We start from the raw sequence: 12,913 nt of genomic DNA on the forward strand, positions 1-12,913 counted from the left end.
CCAAACCAGGTCATTAGTTTGAGTATCAAACGGTAGATTTGACGTTTTTGCTGGGTATCCATAAAACTTAAGGATCTCTTGATGAAAAAGAACTATTTTCTCTTATTTGCTGCACTGTTTGGAATGTTAGCCGTCATTTTAGGGGCTTTTGGGGCGCATGGTTTGGAAAAACTAGTGGATGCCAAAATGCTGCAACGTTTTCATACAGGGGTGGAGTATCAATTTTATCATGCCCTAGCTTTGGGCTTAGTAGGTGTCTTATGGGAAACCAAACCCAGTATTTGGCATAGCCGGGCTGCTTGGGGATTTATAGTAGGTATTTTAATCTTTTCAGGCAGTCTTTATACCTATGTGCTCACAGGGCTTACCCATTTTGGCATGATTACGCCTTTTGGCGGCTTAAGCTTTATTGTGGGTTGGGCTTGCTTAGCTTGGGGGCTTTGGAAAGCTGAAGGTTAGTCTGATTTGAACCTAAAACAAATGTCGCTACTCTAAGAAAAGAGCTTGCTTAATCGCAGCTTAAGCAGTATTTGTAGCTTACAGTCTGGACTCGTGATTAGCCACGCTAATCTGATAAACATAGAAGTTGGGCTTATCAACTTTAATAATAGGACTTGCTGTTAACCCAAACCCTTATGAATTCTTGGATGCCAGTGTCGAGCAGCCATGCAGAATCAGTTATTTAAGTTTTTTAATCGCAACCTACATGGGCGTGATTTTGTAGTCGGTGACCTCCACGGGCACTTCTCTGCATTAGAACTGATGTTGGTGCAGATTGATTTTGATCCTCAATGCGATCGTGTATTCGCGGTTGGCGATTTGATTGATCGTGGGCCAGAATCTTGGCGGGTCGTCGAATTCCTCAATTACCCTTGGTTCTTTTCGGTTTTGGGTAATCACGAACAAATGCTCTTGGAATCAGCTACTAACCCAGCAGTTACCAAAAACTGGTTAGGCTTTAATGGGGGGGCTTGGTGGAAAGAGGTGCCAGAAACTTACCATACCCGTATTCGTAGTGTGATCGGACGCTTACCTTTAGCACTTGAAGTGAATACCTTTTCTGGTCGTATAGGTATTGTACATGCTGACATTCCCTATGGGCTAACTTGGCAAACCTTTGTACGTAGTCTTGAAGATAAAGAAATACGCGAACATGCACTTTGGTCAAGACAGCGTTTTCGCCAAGTACAAATAATGGGGCGCACGCAGCCAATTGCAGGTATTGAGTTAGTGATTTTTGGACATACACCCATTCAGAAACCACTGCAAACGAGCAATATTTGCTATATTGATACGGGTGCGACTTATACGACTGAGAAGACTTTAGGTAGTTTAACCTTGATGGAAATTCATCCTAACTTAGAAATTCATCAATTCTGTATTAAAACTCAAACAATGCTGACATCAAATAAAAAGCGGGAACCCGCAAAGGTACCCGCTTAAAGGTTTACAGGCCAACAGCCATGCGTGGTGGGAACATCGTAGCAATACGGCTAGCCATGGTATCTTGACGACGTGCCACGGCGCGCACCTCAGGGCGATTAATAAAGCTAGCTAAGGTTAAACCATCTAAAAACTCATACAAACTTTTACTCAGGTCTGTCCAAAGCTGATGAGTTAAACATTTCTCGCCGCCATGACAATCCTCACTACCCTTACACCGGGTAGCATCAATATTTTCATCAACAGCAGCAATAATATCGGCAATACTGATCTGACCTGCAGGTTTCCCTAAGCGATAACCACCACCTGGGCCTCTTACACCCTCAACTAAACCTGATTTACGCAGCTTCGCAAATAGCTGCTCAAGGTAAGATAAAGAAATACCTTGGCAGTTTGAAATATCAGCCAAGGTGACGGGACCTTCATAATCGTGAATTGCCAAGTCCATCATGGCTGTGACTGCGTACCGTCCTTTTGTTGAAAGCTTCATTCCGCGTCTCCTAACTAAATGTGGTACTAATTCCTTAGTAATATACTCAAGATTATAAATTAGCTAAGGGCTTTCATCAAGAATTTAAGGGGAAATTTCTCTACAAAACTTATATTAAGATATACGATGTTTTAGATGATAACTTATTTTAGATTAAAAATTTTATACAGATAGTTTACAAAAAGTTAATCTTGTAACTGAAATTGGTAGCTTTGATGACGCAAATATCTGATCCATTTGAATAAAAATCGATTCATTCGCCAACGGCAACTTAGCATACTATCCACTGATAAGTGCTGGTGGCGAATAGTACTCTCATCAAAGCGGCAGCGATGGCTAATCACCTCTGCTTGTAAGGCATCATGATAGATACGCACTAGCAAATCTGGGCGTGTTTCTTGTACATAATCTGTATAAGTACCAAATAAATAAGTGATAAACAAAGTGGTCGTATGTGTACTGCGTTCACGTACCTCTACTAATACCGGTAATCGTCCAGCTACATAGGATAGTTGCTGCGCAGGCAGTGCATGGATCGAACCCAATAAGAGCTTGAGCTGTATATAATTTGTTTCATACAGATCCATCAAACCTGTAAAACTATTCGGCAATGCAGGTACTACCGTTGGGACTTGTTCTTTAATTAGCATGGTTTCATAATGTGTCTAGTTTTTTAAGAGCGCTCTGTACGGCTAGTAAGCCAGCTGTGTTGTTCTTAGCGCACCTGTTCTTCTAATGATAACAGTTACCCAGTTAGGCACTACCCTCATGAATATAGAAATCGTGTCTTGTGTTCCCTATAACGATCAAAAACCTGGAACTTCTGGTTTACGTAAGAGCGTAAAGCAGTTCCAAAAGCAGGACTATCTACAAACCTTTGTACAAGCGATCTTCAATACCTTACCCGAGCGTGAAGGCAGTACCTTAATACTGGGAGGGGATGGGCGCTATTTTAACCGTGAAGCGATTCAAGTTATTTTACGTATGGCAGCGGCTAATGGTATTGGGAAAATCCTTGTGGGTAAAGGCGGGATTCTCTCCACGCCGGCTGCTTCACATCTCATTCGTAAACATCAAGCCTTAGGCGGCATTATTCTCTCTGCAAGCCATAATCCGGGTGGCCCAGAGGGCGACTTTGGCATTAAATTTAATATTAGTAATGGTGGCCCTGCTCCAGAGAGCCTTACTGAAGCCATTTACGAAAACTCCAAAACCATTGAAGAATATCGGATTACTTCGATTAAGCCAGTGCCAGTCGATAAAGTCGGCCTGTATGAATTGTACAATATGCAAATCGAAGTAATTGATTCCGTTACCGACTACATGGCCTTAATGGAAGAGTTATTCGATTTTGACCAGATTAGCCAATTGTTACGCTCTGAAAGTTTTAGTATGCGTTTTGACGCGATGCATGCGGTTACTGGTCCTTATGCCCAGGCTATTCTTGAAGACCGCTTAGGTGCACCTCAAGGTACAGTCATGCATGGCACCCCTTTGGCTAATTTTGGTGGTGGTCATCCTGATCCGAATCAAGCTCATGCTAAAGAATTGATGGCACTGCTCTATTCGCCTAAAAATATTGCTTTCGGTGCGGCCTCGGATGGAGACGGTGACCGCAACATGATTTTAGGTAATCATTTTTTTGTCACACCTAGTGATAGCTTAGCAGTATTAGCTGCCAATGCGCATTTAGTCCCCGGCTATAAAAATGGGATTGCAGGGATTGCGCGCTCCATGCCTACGAGTCAAGCACCCGATCGAGTAGCCGCTAAATTAGGCCTACCCTGCTTTGAAACCCCTACAGGCTGGAAATTCTTCGGTAATCTCTTAGATGCTGGCCGAATTACGCTTTGTGGCGAAGAAAGCTTTGGTACAAGCTCTAATCATATTCGCGAAAAAGATGGCTTGTGGGCAGTATTGTTCTGGCTGAATCTCTTAGCTGTTAAACAAGATTCTGTCGCTAATATCGTGCGTCAACATTGGGCTGAATATGGACGGAACTACTATTCACGTCACGATTACGAAGCCATTCCAACCGCTGCAGCCAATACACTCATGGAGCATTTACGCCAGCAATTCGAGAAATTACCGGGGCAAATGCTTCACGGCAAAATGGTAAAAGCGGCAGATGACTTCATGTATGTTGATCCAGTCGATGGCTCAACCAGTGCACAACAAGGGATTCGCATCCTCTTCACTGATGATTCACGCTTGATTTTCCGTTTATCCGGTACAGGCACGCAAGGCGCAACTTTACGAGTGTACTTGGAGCAATACGAAAGTGATGTCCAAAAACATGACCAAGATCCTCAAGTTGCTTTGGCAGATTTAATTAATATTGCTAATGACTTAGCCAAGATTACTGAGTTTACAGGCCGCGAAGTCGCCGATGTAATTACCTAACCCTAGCTCAGTCAGCTGCTTAAGTAATTGAGCGGCTGACTAAAAACTCTTGCACTGCCAAAGCATCGCCCACAAAGATAATGCGCTCCTGTTTTTGACCAATTTGGTAGTCATACATAGGATCATAATAATCAGTTAACAAAAACTCGATCCAAGCTTGATGTGAATATGTCTCGCCGTTTTTTTGCTGTTGAGCTAAAGCATGATGCAATAAGGACGAAACCTTAGCATAACGCACCCCCCCCAAGCGCTTTTGTACTTTCGCTAAACTGGTCAGTAAATATTGACTAAACCTCTTAAAGGCTAGTTCAGGCTCTGCACTATGTGCTTGGAAGGCTTGCAACATATCAAGAATATACTCTTGATAAGTCAGCTCCAGACGCTCGGCTAGACCGGTTTCCAGCAGGATTAACGGCGCAGCACGTAAACTAAAGAATAGGCTATCGGGCAGATGCAAGGAACCGATACTGCGGCTTTCGTCTTCAAACACCACTTGCTTATATTGCTTGGCAAGTTGTTGTAGGAGCTTAGCCACTAAAGCATTTTCAAAGTCGATTTGGGTTGGCTGTGGCTGTACCCAAGCCCCAAAGGCCGAACCGCGGTGATGTGCTAAGCCTTCTAAATCAATGGATTGCTGTAAACCTTTTAAGAAGCGCGTTTTGCCACTGCCCGTGCGTCCACTTAGTACATAAGCTTGATAACGCTGTGGCAAGCTAACTAATGCATCTAAGACATAACGGCGTAAAGCCTTATAGCCGCCTGCGATTCTCGGATAGGTAATCCCCGTTTCTGCATACAACCATTGCTGACTAATACGCGAACGCAAGCCGCCACGAAAGCAATACAAAGCCCCCTCAGGATGGTCTAGGGCATATTGTTGCCAAGCTGCGATGCGCTCAGCTTTATTGGCTCCACTCACCAGATGTAAGCCAAGCAAAATCGCCTCATCCTGCCCCGCATCTTTATAGCGCTTACCAATCGCTGCCCGCTCGGCATCATTCATTAAAGGCAAATTAGTCGTATTAGGAAAAGCACCTTCAGCAAACTCGATAGGTGCGCGCACATCCAACAAGGGCTGTGATTTCACTAACACAGAGCCTAAATCATCGATGATTGGTAAGCGCTCAGTATCAGGTAAAAGCTGCTGGCGATTCATGCTAGTACCTTGATCAATGCTTGGCCTTGGAGAGGTTCTTGTAGGAAGCCAATAGGTTTTAAATTAAAGCCTGCTTGCGCAGTCACTGCTAAAAACTCTAGCTCATGCTCAGGATCAACCGCTATTAATAAGCCGCCACTCGTTTGAGGGTCACAAAGAATATGCTGCTGGCGCAGAGTTAATTCATCGGCGAAAATATGCCCATAACTCGCGAAATTACGCTGTGTACCGCCCGGTGTGCAGTCTTGATCTAAATACTCATGAATTGCTGGCATCAGTGGAATCTGGGAAAACGCTAAAACGGCTTGTAAACGACTCCCTTCACAGATTTCACGCAAATGCCCTCCCAAACCAAAGCCAGTCACATCGGTTAGAGCATGCACATACTCTAACTCACCCAACTTAGTACCCAGCTCATTTAAGACACACATAGTATCAATTGCTAATTGACTGTGTTCAGGCTTAAGAATTTTGCGTTTTTGCGCGGTGGTAAGAATACCAATGCCTAAAGGTTTAGTAAGGTAAAGCTTATCGCCCGCACGTGCCGTACTATTTTGTTTGAGGTGCTTAGTTTGCACGATACCCGTGACTGCTAAACCAAAAATCGGCTCAGGTGCATCAATGCTATGTCCGCCCGCTAAGGGAATCCCTGCATCTTGGCAAGCTTTGCGCCCACCTTCAATCACTTGCTGACCAACTTCGGGCGGTAATTTGTCAATGGGCCAACCAAAAATCGCAATCGCCATTAAGGGCTTACCGCCCATCGCGTAAATATCACTAATTGCATTCGTGGCAGCAATCCGCCCAAAGGTAAAGGGATCATCCACAATCGGCATGAAGAAATCGGTAGTGCTAATGACTGCAGTACCATTGCCTAAGTCATAAACCGCAGCATCATCGCGTGAGCTATTACCTACTAATAAAGCTGGGTACACATCAGCGGGTAGTTGGCTTTCTAAAATGACATCTAACACAGCAGGAGAGATTTTGCAGCCACAGCCAGCACCGTGGCTATATTCAGTGAGACGTACTGGATACATACCAGCCTCTTAACTAACTAAAGAGGCTGTATTATCTAAGACACTAAGCTAATAAAGCTAGATCCCTTCACCGGTAAAGGCGACACGCACAGTCTTTAACAGGATTTTTAGGTCTAAAAGCCAACTACGATGCCGGATATAGTACAGATCATAACGATGCTTATAGCGGGCATCTTCAGCAGAAGCCCCATAACGATACATGACTTGTGCCAATCCCGTGATACCTGGTTTCACTAAATGCCGAAAGCGATAGAAAGGTACAACCGGCGCTAAATCCTTAATAAAGACTTCTCGCTCAGGGCGTGGGCCAATTAAAGACATCTCACCTTTTAAAACATTAAATAATTGTGGTACTTCATCAATACGAGTTTTACGAATAAACTGCCCTACCTTAGTCACACGCTTATCATGTTTACAAGCCCATTGCGCACCATTACTTTCTGCATTTTCATACATCGAACGAAATTTAATAATCTCAAACTCTTGATTATATAAACCTGTTCTTAATTGCTTAAAAAAGATGGGGCCTTTGGACTCTAAACGAATGGCTAACGCCACTGGCAAAAACAAGGGTAACAATAAGGCTAACAATAGGCTACCCACGACTAAATCAAATACACGCCGCAATCGATCAGGCCATTTCTGATTTAAGTCACTAGCCTTCTCTATTTCCAATAAGTATTCGGCATCGAGTAAATTAACCTCTACCCAATGTAAATGTTTCTCGATAAAACTTTGTAAAGAACAAACTTGGGCACCTTGTTCTTCAGCAGCTTGCAAAGACTGTAACTGATGAGGGCTAAGTGCTTGCTTTTTAAAGAAGCAAACATTGACACCTTGCCACTCTTGCAATTTTTCAGCATTAAAATAGCATTCAAAACCTAATTTATCCAAAACTGCATATAAATAAGGCAATTCTGCGACTGGAGCATAAATATACAGCGAAGGCAAAGACCAAGTTTGCGTCGCTGGCTGTTTTGCAGGCGAAAACGCTAATAAGTTAACATCTCCCACAAAATTTAATAATGGGGATAGATGCAACTCCATACGGCGGTTGCTATGGCTCATGATTATTTACTCTTAAAGTAAACAACCGACCCTGTTTTTGTAGTTGGAGGAGGCAAGCCCAGCTCTACGGATCGGGATTAGTTTGTGTACGAGTAAATAATGGAACAGGCTTTAAAGAGTCGCCATATTGCAATCCATAATCGCGGGCGATTAGCGGATGAACTGCGGCATTTTTAGAATTGGTAACATAATGGCTAAAACAATGGCAGTGACCGCACCGCCCATTACTAAAATTAATAATGGTTCTAATAAGCCGACCATTTTAGTAATCCGCGATTGGGTTTCACGTTCTTGTTGAATCGCAGCACGCTCAAGCATTTGATCCAACTGTCCACTCCCTTCACCACTCGCAATTAGGTAAATGACCATCGGGGGAAAATAACCCGATTGCTGCAAAGCTTTATTAATGGCCATCCCTTCACGTACTTTGACAGTAGCCTCATCAACCGCTTCACGCATGGGGATATTAGTGATAACACCACCGGCAATTTTTAAGGCATCTAGAATTGGCACACCACTAGAAGCAAGAATGCTTAAAGTACGTGCAAAATGCTCAGTATTAACTCCGCGCACTAAGCGCCCTACCAAAGGTAATTTAAGCATTAGACGATGAGAACGCCGCTTCCAAGAAGGAAACTTTAATAAATAGCGGACAAAAACAATAAACCCAATAATCCCCACTACTAGGGCAATTCCGTGATTCTCAAGGAAATTACTACTAGCAATCAGCATTTGGGTTAAGGTGGGTAAATCACCATCGAAGGTGTCGAACACACTAATCACATTCGGTACGACGAATTTCAATAAGGCGATTACAATCCCAACCGCGACTAAAGCTAATAAAGCTGGATAAATAAAAGCTGTCGATACTTTTTGCTGATTGAGGAGGCTATTTTCGGTGTAATCGGCTAAACGCTCTAAAACTTGCGCCAAATGACCGGACTGTTCACCCGCGCCTACTGTCGCTCGATATAAAACCGGAAAGGCGGAAGGAAACTGCCCTAAAGAAGATGCTAGGGTGTGCCCCTCCATCACCCGTGAGCGAATAGCGGAGAAAATACGCCGTGCTGAACGATGTTCTGACTGGCGTGAAATCGTACCTAAAGCTTCCTCTAAAGGAGAACCTGCGCTGACTAAAGTCGCGAGTTGACGAGTCATTAAAGCAAGATCAGCTTTGTTTAAACTGCCACCAAATAAGCGTGCACCATCGGATTTCTTTTGCTTTTGCACCACCTCATTAATTTCGAGGGGCGTGAGTGCACTATTGCGTAATAGCTGGCGAACTTGCCGAGCAGTATCAGCTTCTAAAATACCTTTTTCTTCTCGACCACCTGTATTTAAGGCAACATACTCAAAAGCGGGCATTAGCGCTCATCCTCGCGAGTGACGCGTAATACCTCATCTAAGGAGGTTTTGCCTTCTAAAACTAAACGTACTCCATCATCTCGCAAACTAGGTGTGTGGCGGCGTACATATTTCTCCAACTCCACCTCACTAGAGCGATCATGAATCATTTGCCGAACATTGCTATCAATTTCCACAACCTCATAGATACCTGTACGCCCGACAAAGCCGGTATGACGGCAAGCAGGGCAACCTATGGGATGGTAAATGATCGGGCGCTGATGGCGCAGATCATAATGGGAATTTGCTTGAATCAAATCGGTTTCGGTACTGGTGGCTTCAGTAGCTTGCTTACACTCATTACATAAAGTCCGTACCAAACGCTGTGAGGCCACCCCTAACAGACTGGAAGCAAGCAAATAGGGTTCTACCCCCATATCTTGTAAACGAGGCACTGCACCCACAGCGGTATTGGTATGCAAAGTCGAAAATACTAAGTGCCCCGTTAAACTTGCTTGTACAGCAATTTCAGCGGTTTCGAGGTCACGAATCTCCCCGACCATCACCACATCCGGATCTTGCCGCAAAATAGCCCGCAAACCACGCGCAAAGGTCATTTCGACTTTGGTATTCACTTGGGTCTGACCGATGCCGTCGATGTAATATTCAATCGGGTCTTCTACCGTGAGAATATTGCGGCGCGCATCATTTAAGTTAGTCAGTGCTGCATAAAGCGTAGTCGTTTTCCCAGAACCTGTAGGCCCAGTGACCAAAATAATACCGTGCGGCTTTTGAATAAGGCGCGCTAAACGGCCATGCACTTCGGGATCCATGCCTAGGTTAGATAAATTCAAGCGCCCGGCTTGTTTATCTAATAAACGCAACACGACACGCTCACTATGCCCAGAGGGCAAAGTAGAAACCCGCACGTCCACAGCACGTCCAGCTAAACGTAAAGAAATACGACCATCTTGCGGTACACGCTTCTCAGCAATATCTAAGCGTGCCATAACTTTAATCCGCGAAATAATCAAAGGCGCTAGTTTACGCGGTGGCTCCAGAATTTCACGCAGTACACCATCAATCCGCATCCGCACTTGCATACGGGTTTCGAAAGCTTCAATATGAATATCGGAAGCATTTTCTTTCACTGCCTGCGAGAGTAAAGCATTGATTAAGCGAATAATCGGTGCATCATCTTCAGCCTCGAGCAAGTCCTCAGGCTCAGGCATACTTTCGGAAATATCGTATAAATCTGCCTCATCCCCAAGCTCCTGCATCATAGCAGCGCCTGTTTGGCTACGGTCATAACAAGCCGCTAATAAACGCTCGAAGCTTGCAGTATCCACTTGCCGCATCACTTGAATACGTGGGCAGTTCCGCTGTACCTCCATCAGTACAGTGGGCTTCAGTGTATCTCGATATAATAAAACATTGCCTTCAGCTTCCTGCTCAATCAGGACTCCATGTCGTTTAGCAAACGCATAAGGCAGTAAAAATGCATCATTCGCTGCCTCAGCATCTTCTAACAAAACCCCTAGCTCAGCCATGAAATCCGATCACTCACTTTTCATCTATTTGACAGAAACCAGGTACACAATCCTGTGCCTGTCTAGTTTGATTAGTTTGAACAGGTGGTTGTGTAATTGGCTTTTGATTTTGGTTAGGGAAATGCAATGAATCAACACTCCCCTTTTTGCAATCAAAGCATGGAATATCAGGGAAAACTGCCGCTGAACCTAAACGCCCACGTTGTAAGACCTTGCTTTGCTCTTGTTGACGCTGCAATGTGTGGTATTTACTACGACTATAGGCATCCGCAGCTTCACGATCAGGCAGAATTACGGGATGGATAAATACCATTAAATTCTGCTTATTCCGCTGTGTACTGTTTTGTTTAAAGGCAGTTCCAATCACTGGAATATCGGAAAGAATAGGCACCTTGCTTTCAGAATCATTGAAATTATCTTGAATCAAGCCACCCAAAATAAGAATTTGCCCATCTTCAACCATCACGTTGGTATCAATAGAGCGCTTATTAGTAATCAAATCAGAGGCAGCACTACTGGAGGAAACGCTCGAAGCCTCTTGCGAAATTTTCATCTGAATCGTTTTGCCACGATTAATTTGTGGAGTGACTTTTAAAGTCAAGCCAACGTCTTTACGCTCTATAGTTTGGAAAGGATTCTGTGCGGTACCGCCTGAAGTCGAGCTGCTATAAGACCCAGTGACAAAGGGGACATTTTGCCCTACCACCATTTTGGCCTCTTCATTATCCATGGTCAAAATAGTCGGTGTAGACAAGATATTAGTAGCACCGTCGCCTTTGAGGGCATCCATCACCACACCAAAGTTGCTATTAGCTAAGCCCATTAATAAGCCATTGGGTAAAGCCGTGGCTGTGCCTTTACCTAATTGGTAGGCCGTACTTAAGCCACCAAAATTACTAGTACCAATTAAGCCTGTTTTGCCTTGTCCTGCATCTAAAGCAGCTACACCAAAACCTAACTTACTAGAAAGGTCATTCGAAACTTCCGCAATAATTGCCTCAACTAACACTTGCGCACGACGACGATCCAACTGATAAATCACTTTCAGAATATCTTTCTGAATATGTGCAGGCCCAGAGAGAATAATCGAGTTGCTGGTTTTATCAGCTAAGATGCTAACTTCAGTACCTAAACCACCTGATTTAGTCGCAACAGGTGCTGCTCCTGCCGCCGCCGCTGTACCCGCTGTTTGCTCAACAATGCCTTTAGAGGCATCGTTTAAGACTTTGACCATATCTTCTGCTTTGGCATAGCGCAAAGGAATTACACGCGTGCCACCTGAACCGGCGCGCGGTACATCTAACTTAGCAATCGCATCAATAATCGGTTCACGCTCAGCTTTAGGGCCTGAAATCAAAATGCTATTAGTACGCTCATCCGCCGCCATCCGAATTTGTTTAGAGGGCGGCACAGCATTAATTGCTGTAGGAGCAGCACCTTCAGCACCTGCTACAATCACTGAACCACCACCCACTTGTAGATCCTTTAATGTCTGCATCAACTGGGAGGCTACTGCATATTTGAGAGGTACTACCTGAGTTTCTGAAGGCTGAGTACGCGGAATATCTAAACGCTGAATAATTTTGCGTACCCGCTCGCGATCTTGTTTGTCGCCTGCGACCACAATGCTATTGGTACGTTCATCCACTGAGACCTTAACTTGTTGGGGTAGCTGTACACCTTCAGGGCCTACAGCGCTATTCCCCAATAAATCTTTTAAGGTTTGTGCTAATTGGCTAGCCACTGAATATTTTAAACCGACTAATTCAAAATCATTATTATTCGGCTGGTCAATACTCCGAATCACTTCAGCTAAACGGGCTACGTTTTGACCACGCCCCGTCACGATTACCGAGTTACTGGATTGGTTAAATTGAATCCGGGTTTCACCCTGCCCCGCTAAAGGCGTTAAAGTTTGCACAGCAGTGGCAACGGGAATATATTGCAGCTTGAAAACTTGGGTAATGGTTTCATCCACATCGACTTGCGGCAAAGGCTTAGTGGGATCAGACTCATAAATAGGCGCTACTTGAGAGCGAGCCTTCCCCATCGGCACAATCTTAATAATATTGCCAGCTTCAATCGCTTCAAACCCATGCACTTGTAAGATAGACAGAAAAGCTTCATAAAACTCTGCTTCGCTCAAACCTTTGCCCGATACAAAAGTAATCGGACTCTTGCCGACGCTAGGATCAATAACAAAGTTCTTTCCTGTTAGGCGTGAAACTACTTCCACTAAGGAACGGACATCCGTATTTTGTAAGTTAATGCGCGGGGTTTCAGCTTGAGCTAGCGGTAAACTTACAGTGGCGAATAGGCAAGCTACTGAAAGCAGACTGAGTCTTGCAGCCTGCTTGACCGTATTTTTTTCTATCATTACTTCATAACCTAAAGGAGTCAGAACACAACAACAAGCACA

The 12,913-nt window shown here is 44.3% G+C and carries 11 protein-coding genes; 3 read left to right on the plus strand and 8 right to left on the minus strand.

The annotated features are described in order from the left end of the window. Nucleotides 1-81: 81 nt before the first annotated feature. Together Q0230_RS03715 and Q0230_RS03720 are read left to right on the plus strand one after the other, a co-directional pair. Nucleotides 82-459 (plus strand): DUF423 domain-containing protein, encoded by a 378-nt coding sequence (locus Q0230_RS03715; RefSeq protein ID WP_298608306.1) that lies wholly within the window; start codon nucleotides 82-84, stop codon nucleotides 457-459. A 207-nt stretch (nucleotides 460-666) separates the two neighbouring features. Beyond that, a complete protein-coding gene (locus Q0230_RS03720) occupies nucleotides 667-1,443 on the plus strand; it encodes a metallophosphoesterase (protein WP_298608308.1) in 777 nt (258 codons plus the stop codon). 4 nt (nucleotides 1,444-1,447) lie between these two features. Here Q0230_RS03720 and Q0230_RS03725 read toward each other — a convergent pair whose 3' ends face one another. Continuing rightward, nucleotides 1,448-1,933: a Fe-S cluster assembly transcription factor gene (locus tag Q0230_RS03725; protein WP_298608310.1), complete on the minus strand. Its 486-nt coding sequence runs from the start codon at nucleotides 1,931-1,933 to the stop codon at nucleotides 1,448-1,450. A 185-nt stretch (nucleotides 1,934-2,118) separates the two neighbouring features. Then, nucleotides 2,119-2,583: a DUF1249 domain-containing protein gene (locus Q0230_RS03730; RefSeq protein ID WP_298608312.1), complete on the minus strand. Its 465-nt coding sequence runs from the start codon at nucleotides 2,581-2,583 to the stop codon at nucleotides 2,119-2,121. A 118-nt stretch (nucleotides 2,584-2,701) separates the two neighbouring features. Here Q0230_RS03730 and Q0230_RS03735 point away from each other — a divergent pair, with 118 nt between their 5' ends. Continuing rightward, complete coding sequence (locus Q0230_RS03735) at nucleotides 2,702-4,336, plus strand: alpha-D-glucose phosphate-specific phosphoglucomutase (protein ID WP_298608314.1); 1,635 nt, start codon at nucleotides 2,702-2,704, stop codon at nucleotides 4,334-4,336. 19 nt (nucleotides 4,337-4,355) lie between these two features. Here the strand turns inward: Q0230_RS03735 and mnmH are convergent, their stop codons facing one another. From mnmH to gspD, 6 genes are all read right to left on the minus strand, one after another. After that, entirely contained in the window at nucleotides 4,356-5,492 is a 1,137-nt protein-coding gene (gene mnmH, locus Q0230_RS03740) for a tRNA 2-selenouridine(34) synthase MnmH (RefSeq protein ID WP_298608315.1), read from the minus strand. Beyond that, nucleotides 5,489-6,532 carry a selenide, water dikinase SelD gene (selD, locus tag Q0230_RS03745; protein WP_298608317.1) on the minus strand — a complete coding sequence of 348 codons (1,044 nt, stop codon included), beginning with the start codon at nucleotides 6,530-6,532 and terminating at the stop codon, nucleotides 5,489-5,491. Before selD ends, mnmH begins: the two co-directional genes overlap by 4 nt. A 57-nt stretch (nucleotides 6,533-6,589) precedes the next feature. Continuing rightward, nucleotides 6,590-7,600: a sugar transferase gene (locus Q0230_RS03750; protein ID WP_298608319.1), complete on the minus strand. Its 1,011-nt coding sequence runs from the start codon at nucleotides 7,598-7,600 to the stop codon at nucleotides 6,590-6,592. 150 nt (nucleotides 7,601-7,750) lie between these two features. Next, nucleotides 7,751-8,965 (minus strand): type II secretion system inner membrane protein GspF, encoded by a 1,215-nt coding sequence (gspF, locus tag Q0230_RS03755; RefSeq protein WP_298608321.1) that lies wholly within the window; start codon nucleotides 8,963-8,965, stop codon nucleotides 7,751-7,753. Then, complete coding sequence (gspE, locus tag Q0230_RS03760) at nucleotides 8,965-10,494, minus strand: type II secretion system ATPase GspE (protein ID WP_298608323.1); 1,530 nt, start codon at nucleotides 10,492-10,494, stop codon at nucleotides 8,965-8,967. The genes gspF and gspE overlap by 1 nt, the downstream gene beginning before the upstream one ends. A gap of 13 nt (nucleotides 10,495-10,507) precedes the next feature. Next, on the minus strand, nucleotides 10,508-12,871 hold the full coding sequence (gene gspD, locus Q0230_RS03765) for a type II secretion system secretin GspD (protein WP_298608325.1): 2,364 nt from the start codon (nucleotides 12,869-12,871) through the stop codon (nucleotides 10,508-10,510). Between the last annotated feature and the right edge of the window lie 42 nt (nucleotides 12,872-12,913).

This window comes from uncultured Thiothrix sp. (assembly GCF_937876535.1).
Classification (GTDB): Bacteria; Pseudomonadota; Gammaproteobacteria; order Thiotrichales; family Thiotrichaceae; genus Thiolinea.

Bases quoted from the DNA above. Each gene is read 5' to 3' on its own strand.
- mnmH (WP_298608315.1), bottom strand. From the start codon at position 5,492: ATGAATCGCCAGCAGCTTTTACCTGATACTGAGCGCTTACCAATCATC.
- Q0230_RS03730 (WP_298608312.1), bottom strand. From the start codon at position 2,583: ATGCTAATTAAAGAACAAGTCCCAACGGTAGTACCTGCATTGCCGAAT.
- Q0230_RS03715 (WP_298608306.1), top strand. From the start codon at position 82: ATGAAAAAGAACTATTTTCTCTTATTTGCTGCACTGTTTGGAATGTTA.
- gspF (WP_298608321.1), bottom strand. From the start codon at position 8,965: ATGCCCGCTTTTGAGTATGTTGCCTTAAATACAGGTGGTCGAGAAGAA.
- gspE (WP_298608323.1), bottom strand. From the start codon at position 10,494: ATGGCTGAGCTAGGGGTTTTGTTAGAAGATGCTGAGGCAGCGAATGAT.
- Q0230_RS03720 (WP_298608308.1), top strand. From the start codon at position 667: ATGCAGAATCAGTTATTTAAGTTTTTTAATCGCAACCTACATGGGCGT.
- Q0230_RS03750 (WP_298608319.1), bottom strand. From the start codon at position 7,600: ATGAGCCATAGCAACCGCCGTATGGAGTTGCATCTATCCCCATTATTA.
- Q0230_RS03735 (WP_298608314.1), top strand. From the start codon at position 2,702: ATGAATATAGAAATCGTGTCTTGTGTTCCCTATAACGATCAAAAACCT.
- gspD (WP_298608325.1), bottom strand. From the start codon at position 12,871: ATGATAGAAAAAAATACGGTCAAGCAGGCTGCAAGACTCAGTCTGCTT.
- Q0230_RS03725 (WP_298608310.1), bottom strand. From the start codon at position 1,933: ATGAAGCTTTCAACAAAAGGACGGTACGCAGTCACAGCCATGATGGAC.
- selD (WP_298608317.1), bottom strand. From the start codon at position 6,532: ATGTATCCAGTACGTCTCACTGAATATAGCCACGGTGCTGGCTGTGGC.